The following is a 17443-nucleotide window of genomic DNA, read 5'->3' on the forward strand; positions in this document are numbered from 1 at the left end:
AATTAATCCTCACCACAGAACATATCGCCTTTTGCATCAACGGAGCAGATCACATGGGCATCTCCTGCCTGCAAGAGATTGCTTCCGGCAGACTTCGCTAATGCAACCGTTTCAGGTGCGCTTACCGTTACCGCCGCAACGAGATTGCGGGCATCCACCGCCATCTGCACTTGGTCCGCATGGTAATCAAGCGCTTCTCGTAATGATCCACCATTGATGTACTCATTTGAATTCATTGTTACTGAAGTTGCCGGTGTAACGGGAGTTACTGGCGCTGAAGTGTTGACTGGAGCAATATATCCCAGCGCCTGATTAGCCGTAATTTGGCTACCCCAATTATTCACACCGGTCTCATTTGCATCTAGTAAGAAATTACTTGCGCCATTCATAACAAGCCTGTCTAGGCTGCTAGGATTCTGGAGGTTGATCTGACCACAATTAGATGAGCAGCCACTATTTGCCGTAGATTGTTCAGGTAAATTAAAGTTAACACTAGCAGCCGGATCCCACACCGAGAATGTAACTGAGCTCGGAGCTGTACTTGATTGCGCGCTCATTAAGTTAGCCCGATAGGTTTGATTGGAATACGTTCTCACGCTATCTACTAAGCTCACTGTGCCGATATAAGTTGTTGAGGCATTCGCCTGAGTATTGCTCACCACAGTTTGAGCATTCAAACTATACAAAGGTGCGCTAGCGCCCACGGCAGCATTAAAGCTAATCGATGCGCCTGCATTTACAGCTGCATACCCACTGCTATAGGAAATCACTGCTGGTGCAATAGCGGCAACTAGCAAAGTATGGGTATTGGCTACTGTATCGTTTACGGTTCCGTTATAGGTAATACTAGGGTCTTCAGAAATCATCGTACGCACATAAACGGGGTTTAAATCCAAGTAGCTAATCGTACTTGCACGAACACCTGGGCCAGCAATGTATTGGAAATAGCCCCTATAGTTATCGTTAAACAAGAAGCCTGCTGTAGGAGTGCGCCCTAAATAACTGGCATCACCAATAAATACCGCACCGTTATAGGTCTGAGCGATTCCAGTCACAATATCTGCCAAGATATAGATCTGAGATCCAGTTACTGTGAAATTATTTAAACGTGCAGTCTCACCTATGGATTTTCCTAAGGTAACAATGCCTGTTCCTGCATTAATTACTAATGACTCAGTCTTATTGACTGCCCCATTAATAGTTGCATCTAGTAGGAAATTGGCATTTGAGCTTTGTAAGGTCGTAGTCCCCGTGCCAGAAGTTCCGATAATTAAATTACCACTGTAGCTTTGTGCGCCAGTGGTATTGATATCACTCAAGATTGCCGTTGTGCCACCAACGATATTCAGAGCAGGCATTGTGATGCCTGATGAAGTTGAGAAATTAGCAGGACTTGCAGCAGTTCCGGATGAGTTAATGAGGCCAGAACCCAATGCATTGTTGGATCCTGCAATCAAAGTATTGCCGGCAGCCAAGTTAATGCCACCAGTAAACGAACTGTCGCCAGTCAGCGTAATTGCACCTGCACCTGAAATCGTGACACTACCTGCTCCACTAATCGGCATTCCTATCGTAGCCGCAGAACTCAGATTGAAAGTCAGATTGCCACTATTAGAGACAGCTGAGGTAACAGGACCTTGTACTGAATCGTCATAAATCACACTGTAGCCAGATGGCAGAATTACATTGGCCACGTTAGATAGATCTGGAATTGCGCCGACGTTAGTAGTTTCAGTAGTCGTCCAGTTTGATGGATTAGCCCAGCTACCACCTGAAGTAGGACCGGTATACGTTACGGAGTTCAGCTGCGTAATCACCCCGTTGGTGCCGCTTAATGGGGTGGAATTATTCATTTGATAATTAGCAGCATCTACACCGGAGAGTGCAATTGCTACGGTGTAAGGAATATTGATGCCAACATTTTTACTTGCATAGGTGCCACTTGCAGCAATAGAGACCGTATCGCCTGGAAGAATCCCACTAGTTGCTGTAATACCTAAATTAGTCATATTGACTGAGCCGTTGTATACCTGAGTCACCCCTGCAATACCCAAATCTGCATATGTCAGCTGAAGTGGCGTGACGGTTAAACCGCCCACAACGTAGACCTCATTAAAGTTTGGCGTTCCTCCTGGTGGAGATGTAGTGATATCGGTCGCCGTAGCTCTCAAACCATAACTGCCAACGCCGATTTGAGTGCCGGCGGCATTCATGGTTGGATTTACGGCGCTGATTGTGAATGCACCAGTTGTATTGCCCGTTACCACTGAAACAGCAGACCCTGATGCAGTGATATCAGCACCTATAACCGAAATAATATTAGGTGAAGGATTACCAAGAGCGCAGTCAGTGCAGTAGGAAACTGTCATCGCCCCTGCGCTATAGCTTGCTGGTGTGCCGTATACCGTGGTATTTGAGCCAACTTGGACTAGCAATTGATTGGCCCCCACAATGGTGAACTTACCGCTGACATAACCAACGGTGTAGTTTTGTAAGCTTGTAGAGACATTAGGTACTAGTACGTCACTATATACACCGGCATTATTTTCTGAAGAATTGCTTCTGCTAACGGATACAACTGCTAAGCCCAATGCTCCGCTTATGCTTGAATCGGAGTTTTTAAAGCCGCTATACATTACTCCACCGAAACCGGATGGATCGCTGGTACCAACAAACTTAGCGCTATCTGCTGCAGTAACCGTTAGCAATGCTTTGGCTACTGTTAGATCGCCAGCAGTATAGGTGATGTTGTAATTACTTAAGCGAATACCGTTTAGCGCAGAAACCTCAATCGAGCCCGCATAAAGACCGGCGTTGGTTGTTGCTGGAATAGTCTGGTTACCACCATAAAGAACAGTGGCTGAACTTGCAGAATCATCGTTTCTGAGGCCAGCAACCGAATAGGCTCTGGTACCTGACTGAGGCAATACCAATAAAGAGCCATAAGTGCTTAATTGATTTTCTGCAGTGACATAGAGGTTTGCAGGATTTACAGTCAGAGATGCGCGTGTATAGATAATTTCGTAATTTGATCCTGCAGTAACAGTACCCTGAGTAATGTAATAAGAGCCCACGTTCGATGCAGAACCTGCAGTAGTCCATGGTGTAGCGCTAGTTGCTAACGCACCACTCATTTGATCGCCATTAACCAATCCTGAAACCGTTTGATATGAGAGTGTTGGCAAAGTAGTATCGGCATAGGTCATCGACGCATTATTAGCAATTACATTGATAGCTTTTCTAGCGATCGTCAATGTACCCGGGCTATAAGTAATTTGATAATTGCTCAAATTAGTGCCACTTGCTACGCTTGGCAGGATGCCGTTTACTGAACCAGTATATGTGCCAGCATTTTGAGTACCAGGAACAGTCGTATTACCCTGCTGTGCCAGGGTCACTGATGAGATTGCATCGCTTCCTAATAAGCCCGATACAGTAAAGCTTGCTGTACCAAGACTTAATGGTGTGCCATAGGTAGTGCTCTGGTTGTCTGCGGTCACTGTGACTGGAGCAGCAGTAATATTGGCAGTAATCGAATTGGTTACCCCAGTAATTTCGTAGTTTGAATTACTTAAACTGAGGCCAGATATGGTTGGCGTTACTGTAATTCCAGTACCCACGTTCGCTGATGCAAAACTGCCAGCTGTCACGCTGCCGGTAACTGTTACAACATCAGAACCTAGGGCACCATTGGCTACTGGAGTTCCGGATAAGGTTGCAGCTGTTCCTGTGTCATAGACCTTATTGGCAGCAATAATGCCGCTAATGGTAATTGGTGCAACAGTGATATTTGCAGTTAGTGGACTAGCAACACCAGTAATTTGATAATTAGCATTGCTCAGGCTTAAGCCAGATAAAACTGGAGTCACCACAATTCCTGTGCCCACATTGGCTGATGCAAAGCTACCGGTAGTGGCGCTTCCAGAAATAGTAATAGAATCTGCGCCGATGGCACCTACTGCTGTTGGTGTGCCCGCTACGACTGCGCTTAAACCGGTGTCGTATTGCTTATTGCTGGCAGTTAAGCCACTAATGGTGATCGGCGCTGGAGTAATCGTGCTGGTGGTGTTATCGACATAGGTAATGGTGTAGTTGGCTGCAGCATTATTGCTGCCATTCAAGATCCCCACACCACTAACACTCAGCGTTTTATTACCGCTACCGGCCCCACTGCTTGCATAACTAAATGATCCGCCGGAGAGAGTATCTACATCACCAGTCGCAGAATTGGTAAAGAGGGTTCCCGTTGACAATGTAGCAGCCGGAGCTGTGCTGGCACCTGTTACTGAAGTGGTAGCGTCATATACCTTCACCGCATTGCTAGCGGTAATGCTGATTGCGGCAGGCGTAATTGTCACAACACCAGTTGGGCTGATCAATGTGTAATTAGATGCTAAGCCAGTACCATCAGATAATGTAGCCCCGTTCAGAGAAGATAATCCTGCAGAACCAACATTTGGATCGGTCAAAGTTGCTGTGCCGGTAGCCAAAGTTAATGTCTGTCCTGTAACACCAGTAATCGTGATATTGGCATTAGCTACGGAGGTAGTTCCGTCATAAGCACGGGTAATTGTTGCTGTTACTGGAGCAGCGGTGATATTAGCTGTAAGTGCTGTTGTTACCCCAGAGATGGAATAGTTGCTATTGCTGAGGCTGAGACCTGATAGGACAGGCGTCACTACGATTCCAGTGGCAACGTTAGCTGATGCAAAAGCACCGGTAGTAGCATTACCAGTCACGGTCACAGTATCGGAACCTAAAACACCTACTGCAGTTGGCGTTCCACTTACGACTGCGGTTAGACCAGCATCATAAATTTTGTCAGCAGCCGCTAAACCACTAATTGTGATTGGTGCAGGAGTAATGGAACCATTAGTTCCAGCAATATTGCCAGCTGTGTAGCGGTAGTTTGCGGCATCTGCCCCACTTAGACTCACACTAGTAATAGTGTAATTCGTAGTACCCACATTCTTGTTGGAATACACGCCAGCGCCAGTCAAACCCAATGCGTCACCAGTTAACTTATTGGAGGCTGCAAGACTTAGGCCATTAGTCAACGCCGTCGTAGCATCGTATACCTTGGTTGGCGCAGAATTATTCGTTGCGATGACGCTAATAGGTGTTACGGTCGCAGCCCCAGGTATGTAAATCACAGGCAATGTTGTGCCGGAGATCGTCGCATTAGTTGATCCAGTTGGCGTGAATGTATAAGTTCCTGCGTTTAAATAATTACCGGTACTGAATCCCAGAGTAGCATCTGAAATGACCTTAAGGTTGTAGTTGTTTGATGCGGAATCAGTAGCAACCCAGGTTGGGGTTGTTACTGAAGAGGTGGTGATTTGAGAAACGGTTGCACTTGGTGCAGTAAGGCTCAATGTGATGATGGTTCCAGAGGTGCAATTACTGCTAACTGTGCAATATTGCGCTACTAGATTAACTGGGGTATTTGCAGATGAAGAGCTAGTAATAGAGCCATAGGCGCTACTAGAATTTGCGGCTGTGACTACCAATTGATATTGCTGGGCCTCTGTATAAGTCCCCGTCACCACTGTTGGGGTGCCATAATTACCACTGAGTGCTGCGCTCATTACTGCTGCCGGAGTTAGCGTATAAACACCACCAGTAGCGGTTGAGCTTTGAGTCACGCTGACAGTAATAGTATCGCTACCCATGGCACCGGTCACCGAACCAGTAAAGCTTGCTGGTGCCTGACCTGTAAATGCAGAGTAGGAATTAGCACTCACCGTTAGTGGCGCAGTGGTAATCCCCCCCGCTCCAGAAGCGCTGGTTGGCAATATGTAGTTGCTCAGTACGGTCCCTGAATCTGCCGTGAAATGACTAGGGACTAAAGATGCGGTAATCGTGCTTGCAGGCGAGTATCCGGTATTGGTACTGGCATTGGCCGAGTTATAGCTACCAACAGTTTGAGTTACGGTGGCACCCTCACCTGCTATGAACCCAGATAAGGAGAAATTTCCGGAAGTTAATGTAGCAGCCATAGTTGCATCGTATTGCTTAGATGGTGTGCCGGCTACGGAAGCAGTAATACTTAACGGGTTGATTACGACACTAGACGTAGATGCTGGTAATACGTAGTTTCCAGCCAAACCGCCATTCGTTCCGTTACCGAGAGTTAATCCGCTAGTGGCGAGCGCTGAAACGCTTGCTACGTTTGCGCTATTAGCATTTGCAGTCCCGCCCAGAGTCAGGGTTTGAGTACCAATACCAGTTAGTACCGTGATTTGGTTAGCCGCAAAACTTCTGGAGCCATCATAGTCCTTACTGGCTGATACAGAAACGATTGCCGGATTAATGACATATGCATTACTAGATGGATTAGCAAAAGCAATTTGGTAATTTCCATTTGTGGTGGTGCCCGCCAATGTGCCAACGGTGAGAGCGTAGGTGGCCGCATTTTTAACGACTGTTGTTGCGCTACCATTAAACGCCATGGAGCCGCTTAATGCCACCGGCACACTTACCGCTACATCAGTATTTTTATAGCCAGTAGCTGTGTAGTTTGTGACTAACTGTGAGTAAGTGCTGTTATTAAGTGTCGAGGCATCATAAGTAACTGAAGCGCCATTTGGGGTTAAGGTCAGCGTGGCCTTACCAACTACTAAATTGCCTGCAACGTAGCTAATCGCGTAGTTCGATAGACCAACACCAGTTGCAGCGCTTGGAACGATGCCCGCTGAATACGTCGCCGCATTAACAGTCGGTGAAACAGTGACGTTACCGCTATAAAGTAATGTCGTGCTGGTAACGCTATCGCTATTGACGAGGCCGCTGGTGGTAAAAGCACTGCTACCTAAAGCATAAGCAGTGCCATAAGTGCTATTTTGGGTGCTTGCGGTAATCGTCAGCGCCTTTGTTGCAACAACTAGGTTGCCAGCCACATAGCTAATAGAGTAATTACTTAAGCCCGTTCCAGAGGCTGCACTAGCGATAATGCCGCCGGTATAAGTACCTGCATTAGTAGTTCCGGCTACCGTAGTGGCGCCACTGTATTTAAGAGTTGTCGAACTCACAGCATCTGTATTGACTAAGCCACTCGTCGTAAATGCACTAGTACCTAATGCATAAGAGGTGCCATAATTGGTATTTTGAGTGCTAGCAGTAATCGTTAGTGGTCGAGCTGTAACAGTCATTGCCCCATTAGCATAGGTAATAGTGTAATTACCGATACCACTTCCGCTGGCAGCACTTGGCACGATGGAGATGCCTGTACCAACAGCGGTTGTTGCAGCTCCACCGGTACTGGTGAGGGTTACCCCCGTTAAGGTGTCAGAACCAAATAATGAACCAGAGGTAATGGAATAGCCTACTCCGCCTGTAGCGGATGAAGCGCCAGCACTATAGACAATTCCTGCTCCAGTAGTGGTGTTGCCATACACCTTCGTATCGGCCGCTGCCGTTATTGTTAATGTCGCTTTATTGACTGTAGAAGCTACGCCAACGTAAGTAATTGTGTAGTTAGAGAGCCCCACTCCAACTGCAGCGCTAGGTACTGTATTAAAGGAACCATTTTGTGCAACACCAGAAACTACCGACCCAGAACCCACTACCGAGCCAGACTTCATGGTTTGCGTGACTGATGTCACTGCATCGGTCACAGCAATACCACCTATCGATGTCACCAATCCACTGACACTGTACCCCGCAGTATTTACTAGAGATGCATAAGTGGTAGATGCATCGTAAGAACTCGTACTTGCCAGATTGGTAATCGTCAGCGCTTTGGCGGTGATGGTGTATGTACGACTAGTTCCAGATAAGGTAACGGCCTGCCCTGTTCCAGCAGAGATATTTGCAGAAACAATGGTGGTGCCGGCTTGTACTGCATTGGCATTGATACCAGCCGAACCAATAGTGCTATTCCATACCAGGCCATCTTTAATGCCTGTAGTAGAGACACCGAAAGGCGTGGCGCTTAATGTCACAGTCGCATTACTACGCAACCAAGTTAAGGCACTAGAGTCTGTATAAGCCGTTCCGTAAGCTGCTGAATAGTTAGCTCCAAGAGAAACCGTAATGGTGTAGGAAGTGGTACCGGAACGATAATCAATGTAGTTACCACTAGTGTAGGTGCTTGGAGTAGTAAATGTTCCGCCCTGGACGCTATAACGAACATTAGAAGTTGAGGCATTGGAGCTGGTTATTCCAACGGCCGCTTCTACATCATAAGAGTTGGATGTTCTGGGTGCAGCCATAGAAAGAGCAACCACTCCGCCAGTATTGGTTACGGTACCTAAAGCAATAATGGTTCCGCCAGTGGTTGTGCCAGCAGCAACGCCATTGCCACCCGTAATCCGAATACCATCAGAACCGGAGTTAGTAACTGCGCCGATGCTGGCATTGGATACCGCATTGATGATGACACCACCAGTTGTACCGGTGTTACGCACTAAGGCGGCTGTTGTAATGCTTCCAGCGTTGCCAACACCATATAGTGCAACACCGGTGTAGCCTGTGATGGTTCCTCCGCTCAGGGTGCGAATTCCATACCCTGTAGTGGAGGTACCGGTTATAGATACAGATCCAGCAGTAGATTCAATGGCGGCAACGTTATAAATTGCGTAGGAGCCTGTTGATGATCCTGCAATTGAAATATCCCCTGCCGCTTTATAACCCGTATATGTTATCCCTCCATAGGCCCAGCTTGCTGAAGATGCAATATGGACACCAGTATCAGCCATGGTATTCATGGAAGCTGTTCCTGGAGCTGCTGTTGCGATACCGCCGGTGTTGGTTGCCCCTTGGATAACAAAACTATCGCCAGCATTGATAACAGAAGTCACTAAATAGATGGCTGGGTGAACTGCACCATTACCCGTAGCGCCACCCCTAGCAGATAAAGTGATATCCCCAGTAGTAGTCCTCATCAAAATATTGTGGATATTGAGTCCAGAACTATAAGAAGTGCTATAGCCAATTAAGTCAATATTGCCAGAGGCGATGTAATTCTTCTGCACTCCAGATTGAGCGTAATATGCCCATGCATTGCTTGTAGCATATGCACTTGCAGAGATATTTCCAGCTGTAGCAATTAGACTACCCAGTTGATAAATACCATGCACCCCAACTCCGACTAAGGTTAAATCTCCGGAGTCGGCTGTTAGGGTATATGCAGAGGAATTCTGAATACCCCAGCTACTTGCAGTGACTCCTTTAATTGTTAAAGCTCCACCTCCCGTAAGCACTCCATTGACGAGTACCCCTGCTGAAGTAGTGACATTTAACGTTGTATTATTTGCGCCGTTGAAATAGCCGCTGAATTTAGCACCACTCGCAGAGCCGTAAGTATTGTCAATATTGATATAGCCAGAAACCGATACATCATTTACCTTAATTGCAGAACCCGAAGATTTAACGAGATAGTTAATCGCATAGGTAGAACCAGAGGTTGTTGACACAACGCCTGTAGTAATTGTGGAGAGGCGATTACCGCCTGTGGTGTCATACGTAATTGTCGAAGTAGCATTAGTATTGGCGGCCATGGAAATCGCGCCGCGCTGATCAATGATGTTATTGGCAATAAAGCTAATGTCAGAACCATTTGCTGCAGAAATAGCTCCTATTTGAGTAATACCAGCATCACTTCCGGCCGTTGTTCCAGTCGAGGTAATAGTAATATCACCGCCGGTTGATCCTGAGTTAATAGTCATTGGACCAAGGTAGGCAACATACGTTGCGGCTACGCTAGCCCTAGCATCAATCGTAATGAAATTACCGGTAACAAGCGATGATCCCGTATAGACACCATAACTGTTATAAGTGCTGCCGGTGAGCTCTACGCCACCCGCACTGGAATTAATGGCTGCAGTGTACTGAATTCCATGGGAGTTATAAGAGGCCCCTTTAATGCCAATTAGATTAGTGCTATGTATTGCATTATTAATAGTTACGCCAATGCTGGCTGTTGCTAAGGTGGAATTATTAGCAGTAGTAACGTACCCAGAGACTGGGGAAGTGCCACCATAAGTATTATCAATCGTTACACTACCAGGCAAGCGCACCGTGCTTGTACCAATTAGATTTGGATTAATTGCACTTCCAGCGGATTTGATTATTAAATTAATATCACTGGTCGAACCAGAAATAATCGCCAAGGCTCCAGTGGTAATGTTAGAAGCCTTTGTGCCAGAAGTAGTGTCATAGTTGACTGTTGCTGCGTTACTACTCGTATTGGCCGCCAATGTGACAGCACCCGCTTGATTAATTAAATGATTAGAGGTAAAGCTAACATTGCTCCCGGAAACATTATTTGTTATCGCTCCAGACTGGCTGATACCGTTGCTACCACCGGCAGCAGTATTGTTTGCTGTGACAGTAATGTTCCCTGATGGTGTATTTGGCGTATATCCGACTCCACTAAGCGCTATATTTGCTGCGCCATAACCCCCTGCGGCAGCGGAGGTCGCCAAAGTCGATGCTGTAGCTCCGCTCCAAATAGATGCCAAATTAGTTGTACCGCCGAATAAATTGACATCGCTTCCGGTCGATAATTGGGTGGTTTTATTTTTGGCTAAAGTCTCTGTTGCGTAGATCTTGCCTTCACTTGCAGTTAGTACCAACTGGACCATTTTGGTATATGAGCCATCAGCAAAGCCGATCAGATAAGTTGCCGTTGTAGCGGTTGAGCTTTGCAAAATTGCCGCCGTAGTAGAAATTGAACCAGGCACCGAAGTACCTGCTAGAGATGCTGATGAGATTATTGGGAGCGTAGAACCCATTAGAGTTCCCATCAGACTTCCAGAAGTTCCTGTTGCAGAAGAAATAACTCTAGATGTAGTGTTGTCTCCTGGATAGTAGCCGTAGCCAAGAGTAATTGCATTGAGACCGACAATAGTAGCCGCAGCAGTGCTGGTGCCATTGACGGTTACCCCCGTATGAGCGAGTAACAATCCATTTAAATCAACCGCAGATCCAGTGGTTGAGTTACCGGTAATTGTTACCGCACCTGCTTGAGCACTAATGATTCCATTAACGTTTGTGTAAATACCGTAATTAGTTGCTCTTCCAGACCAGGTGATGTCGCCATCAGATGAGGTAATAGCTGCAATCCCATAAATAGCGTAGTTTCCGTTGGAGACGCCCTTAACAACAATATCTCCAGTTGCGGTAAGTGCATTATTAATAGTGACACCAGCAACACCACTAGGAGCCAATGCAATATTAGAGGCTACTATATAACCGCTAGCTGGCGTGCAGCTTGCCCCAGTACATCCAAAAGTGTTATCTAAAGTAATTGATCCCGGAACGCTAATGACGCCCGGATCTAAATTAGCACCAGAACTCTTTTGAACATAATGAATATCGCTAGTTGATCCAGAACCAATGGTTAGATTGCCGCCAGTAATTGTTGAGGCATTGGTACCACGGGTTGTATCGTAACTGACTGTCGATGCGTTTCCACTCAAATTGGCCGCTAATGCAATGGCACCAGTTTGATTAATTAGATTATTTGATGTGAAAGTCATGTTGCTACCAGATGCATTATTGGTGATAGCGCCAGATTGGGTAATGCCAGTACTTCCACCACCGGAAGTATTGTTAGCGGTGACGGTGAGATCAGCGCCGCCCGCATTAATTGTTAGCGTGCCCAAGGTCACAATGGTTCCGGCTGTTGTGCCATTACCAACAATCGTGATGCTATCTCCCGTTACCAGAGCACCAAGATTTACAGCCTGACCAGTTGTGGAGTTACCTGCAATAGAGATATCACCAGCTGAAGCAGTAATTGTTCCAGAGGCGTTTGTGTAAATACCATAATTAGTTGCTCTTCCAGCCCAGATAATGTCACCAGCAGTTGAGGTAATGGCTGCTACACCATAAATAGAATAATTACCATTAGAGACGCCATTAATAGAAATATCACTAGTAGCAGTTAATGCATTGTTAATGGTGATACCAGCAACTCCGTTTGGAGCCAATGCAATATTGGAGGCTACTATGTATCCGCTAGCTGGCGTGCAGCTAGCCCCAGTACATCCATAAGTATTATCTAAAGTAATTGAGCCTGGAACACCGATAACGCCTGGATCAATATTAGCTCCAGCACTCTTCTGTACGTAATTAATTGCGCTTGTAGATCCGGATGTAATGGTCAGATTACCACCAGTAATTGTTGAGGCATTTGTACCGCGGGTTGTATCGTAACTGACTGTCGAAGCCGTACCACTCGTATTAGCAGCTAATGAGATAGCACCAGTTTGATTAATCAGATTATTTGATGTGAAAGAAATATTGCTGCCCGAAGCATTATTAATAATGTCGCCGGATTGAGTAATACCAGTATTTCCACCGCCGGCAGTGTTATTGGCGGTAATGGTGATATTGCCAGTTGGTGCGTTTGTAGAATACCCAGGACCACTCAAAATGATATTAGCTGCTCCATAGTCACGTGCAGCTGAAGAAGTAGCTAAAGATGCATTGGTGATAGCTCCCACGCCACCGGCCGAGGAACCATTCCAAATGGCTAGCAAATTTGTCATGCCGCCAAATAAATTACTTGTAACTCCGGTGCTTAATTGAGTGGAGTTATATCTAGCGGCTGTTTCAGTGGCATATAAATTACCCCCACTAGCAGTTAATACAACTTGCACCATTTTGGTAAACGAGCCATCTGAAAATCCAATAATGTAATTCGCAGTAGCAGAGGTTGAGCTTTGTAATATGGCTGCAGTAGTAGTTATCGTGCCAGGAACGGATACGCCAGTAAGAACTGCGGAAGTAATTACTGGTAATGTTGATCCACTAAATGTTCCCATCAAGCTACCAGACGTTCCGGTAGCTGTAGAAATAACAGTCGGATTGGTGTTGTCTCCAGCGTAATATCCAGAACCTAAGGTCATCGCACCTAGTGTGGCGATAGTAGACGTCGTCGTGCCTGTGGCATTTATGGTAATTCCGGTTTGAGCCGTAATAGCTCCAGCTAACTGCACCGCTTGGCCTGTTGTGGTGGTGCCTGTAATGATCACAGAACCCGCAGTAGCCATAATAGTTCCAGCGCTAGTGCTGTGTGCTGCGTTGCTAATGCCAGATCCTGTAATCGTAATTGATCCAGTCGAAGTTGCTATAGCCGCTTGTAATGTAACTGAGTAATATCCAGTAAGTGAGGCACCCTTTAGAGTGATTCCAGTACCAGCGGTAATCGCGGCGTTAACCAGAACACCAATGCTTGCACCAGCGTAGGTACTAGAATTCGCAGTAGTAATGTATCCAGATGTTGGCGTACCCCCTGCTCCTGCAGTGCCACCATAGGTGTTATCCATCAATACAGAACCCGGAACATTTAATGTACCAGTATCAATACCAGCACCAGAAGTTTTAATGATGTAGTCAATTGCGCTAGTTGATCCAGACGAAACAGTTAAGGCACCAGCAGCAATAGTGGAAGTTTTGGCACCCGCAGTAGTGTCATACAAAATATTGGATGCTGTTCCACTGGTATTTGCCGCTAAAGTAATTGCACCACTCTGACTAATGATGTTATTTGATATGAAGCTGATGTTGCCTCCATCCGCATTTACAGTAATTGCACCCGTTTGAGTGATGCCCGTATTAGCACCACCAGCAGTGTTGTTTGCCGTAACCGAAAGATCGGTACCACCAGCAACAATTGTCATTGCACCCAGAGAAACGATTGTTGCGGCAGTAGTTGACGTTCCAGTAATCGAAATGCTTTTAGCTGACATCGCACCAAGCAGTGATACTGCTGTGCTCGCATTCGATGAACTAGTGACAGTAATTGCTCCAGCATTAGCTGTCAGGGTGCCGTTTGCATTTGAACTTACGCCAGGATTAAGGGTGGCGCTTGTGTTGGAAGAAGATGCCGTTAAGGTGATATTGCCAGCAGTTGAAGTTAAAGCAGAAGTTAAATAAATGAGTCCGTAATTAGTGTTACTGATACCAATGCTGGTGATGTCGATATTCCCATAAGCAGTAATAGGAGAAGTCGACGCATAACTAGCAACCACAAAGCCATAACTTGCATTGGTGTAATTCTTCAGTGAGAAAGTGGCATTACCACCAATATTGAGAGTTGCTACATTAGGCTCAAATGAACCAATCCCGCTTGCTTGATTAGCCGATGCCGCAAGAGAGAAGTGACCGCCGGCACCACTTGCCGATGTGCCTGCAGTAGTTGTATTAATGGCTGCATTTAAATAAATAGGACCATTCTGAATAGATCCAATCGTAATCGTTGTACCGCTTACCGATCCTCCAGTTGCATCCATGACAACATAGCCACCCTTGGTGGTAATACTTCCGGAGGCTCCGTTATAGATACTGGCACATGCTCCTGCAGAACAAGTGGTTAAAGTATTTGATGCGTAGCTTGTTTTTGCAACAACGTTAATTTTTCCGGTGCTAGTCGAATTGATAGCGCCATTAATCTTAATTTGACCATTAGAAATATAGTTGAGATTAAGATCTCCAGCGCCTGTGTTGGTAGTGGTGCCAGTAAGCGTAATGGCTTGAGCTGTTCCACTGCTGTTATCTAAAGTCAAACTGGCGCTACTGCCAGAAGCTATTGAGAATGATAGGTTTGCTGTTTGAGTGATGGTGCCATCAGCAATAATTTGGACACTAATGCCGCTATTGATGGCCGTCTGAATTTGTGTAGCGCTGATATTGGTTTGATTGGTAAATAGAAGCGGGTCTGTACCTGTTGAAGTGCCTGCTGTAGTGCTGATAGTGACGTTAGTTGGGTCAATTAGCCACATTCCTCCTCTACCTGCATTGATGCTAGCCATCATGCTGAGGGTTTGACCAGAGGTCTCGATGAAACCACCGTTTTGATTGCTTGAGTTTTGATCTAGCTGGGCTACATTGATACTGGAATGCTGGTCTATGGTCGCAGATAAAGCAAAAGGCAATGTGCCGTTCTTTGCATCATTGCCTATTAATATTTTTCCACCTTGGGTATAGCCAGTTGCTTCGATTGCGCTACTGGTGATAGCGAGGTGATTATTTGTGGAGATGCCAATGCTGCCCCCACGACCATTAGAGCCATTGGTCTGAATCGTGCTGCTATTCATTGTGAGATCGCCATGGTTGGCGATGAGCGTAATGGAGCCACCATCGGTAGATCCGTTTGCTGCAATATTGCCTGCTACTGTAATTTGATCACCTGAGAAAGCAATGAAGCCGCCTGGGCCATTATTGCCGTTAGCCTGAACCACACTACCCGCTTGGGTATTAATCACTGGGGCTTGAGCATAGATCGATCCACCAGTTGTGCCATTGGCTAGCACTTGGGCTGTGGAGTTGATGTTCAGTTGATTGCTTGCAGTCAGGTAAATAACATTGCTTTGCGCTGGGGTGACCTGAAGACTAATGGCGTCATTTGCTGCTGTAGCTGAGTAGACCTGGTTGAGATTGCCACTTTGATTATTGTTCTGCGCAATCAGATAGCTTGGCAACTCATCTGGCCGTTTAGCTACCCCGCCCACCGTCACAATTTGAGCAGAATTGCTTGGAAGATTGGCATTCAGACTCAGGCCACCAGAAACATAAATGGCTTGGGCCAAGAGCTTGATGACGTTACCTAGACTACTGCTGTTATTGGTTAAGCTGTATGGGCTAGTTTGGATATTGCCTGCTGCATAGATCGTTTGGGCCTGAACAGTGACTTCACTCGCTGTAATAGAGCTGCCTACGTTGAGGTATGCAATTGAGCTATTGATAATGACGCTCAGGTTCTGGCCGCTGATGTTGGCGTTGAGATTAAAGATGCCAGAGGAATTGAGGGTCAAGGTAGTCATATTTCCACCTGCTTTAAGAATATCTGCCCCACTGGCAATCGTTAAGCTACCAGTTCCATTTTGGGTGCAGCCGCCTAAGCTTGGGCATGCAGTGGTATTGGCATTGACCTCGATGGTGACGTTATTGTTTGCCAACGCAGCAGAAATGACATTGGCTGCAGCGCTGTCAATCGTCAGATCAATTGGATCCAATAACCAGGAACCAGATTTACCAGTTTGGTTGTTAGCGCTGGTATTAATCATCGCTGTTGAGGTCAGAGCGACCGCACCCTTAGAACTGGTTTCAATAAAGCCACCGTTACCAGACAAGGCTCCGCCCATGGATTTGAGGATGCCGGCCACCGTGGTTTTGACTTCTGACCAAATGGCGATAGAACCACCGTTGCCAGACTGGGTGGCAGAGGTATCGATTAAAGCGCCCTGCTCTATGTTGACGGTTCTAGCCAGTTGTTTGTTATTAGATGCTGCATCTGCATTGGCTTTAATGCCTGCCTGGGTTGCACTATTAACTTGAGTACCGCCAGATACTGAGGTTGTAGCAAGACCCACATTGACCTGGCCACCGCCCTTTGTTCCCGTAGCTGAAGTGGTCGAATTAGCAGCAATCGTGATGTCATTACCCACAATATTGACCTGACCACCCTGGGAGTCGGCACCTTTGCCATTAGCAAGCACTTTGCCGGCTTGGGTCACGGTATTGGCGACCAATTCAATCACCCCGCCATTGTTGACCAATGAGGAGGCAGAGATTCTGCCAGTGTTTTTAATGACTCCTGCCATCAGTTGATTGGCTGAGCCAGCTGCCACCACTACCAGCCCGCCATTTACCTCAACTACCCGCTTATTTTCAATCAAGCCGTTATAGGTTGCGACATCCACTTTTACGCTCATGAGTGAATTACCCTTGAAATCCAAGGTAATTTGCTCACCCGATGCCAAAGCTACAGTTCCAGCACCTTTTTTAGCCAGAAGGTAGCCATCATTGCGTACTTCAGGGGCGAGTAAGGCGATGTAGCCGCCATCGGTTGTTGTGGAGATCTTGCCTTCATTAATCACGGCACCTTTGTGATTGCCTTTGTACGTAGATTTGCCTTCCATGAAATCTTTATTGGCAATATCCATCGTAGTTGCCACTACGCCAGCAGCATTAATTTCAGCACCCTTGCCAAAAGTCACACCATTTGGATTTACAAACACGACTTGGCCATTTGCTTTGACTGCGCCCTCAATCATCGAAGCAGTTGAACCCGTCACACGATTGAGAGTAACAGCATTTGCATTGGGTTGATTGAACGTTACAGTAGCATTTTTACCAACGTTAAAACTATCCCAATTAATCACCGCACGTTGTGAAGTTTGATTCACCGTCATCGATGCAGAATTGGCAGTTTGCGATTGCGAAATAGCTGCATTTCCAGCGACTACTTTTCCATTCGTTGGAAGTGCAACTGGTGGCAATAATGGTACTGCGGGATTTGCAAAAACAGTTGATGAAAAAATGATGGTTGCTGCAGAAAAAATACGCGCAAAATTACCTGCAAATTGCGCATTTGCAAAACAAGTTTTCAGCGATGTTTTTAAAGAAAGGAGCGACCTTTCTTTGTAGGCTTTTTTCAACAAAAATCAGGGGTTGTTTCCGGAAGCCTTATTTTCCCAAAGGCATATAGCCA

1 protein-coding gene is annotated in these 17443 nt (G+C 46.3%); it reads right to left on the reverse strand.

Features of this window, described 5'->3' with window-relative positions; genetic code table 11:
• Nucleotides 1-2: 2 nt before the first annotated feature.
• Entirely contained in the window at nucleotides 3-17393 is a 17391-nt protein-coding gene (locus tag AOC20_RS05385) for a beta strand repeat-containing protein (protein ID WP_215359071.1), read from the reverse strand.
• Nucleotides 17394-17443 lie beyond the last annotated feature (50 nt).

It is taken from the genome of Polynucleobacter ibericus (assembly GCF_018687955.1).
GTDB classification, from domain to species: Bacteria; Pseudomonadota; Gammaproteobacteria; order Burkholderiales; family Burkholderiaceae; genus Polynucleobacter; species Polynucleobacter ibericus.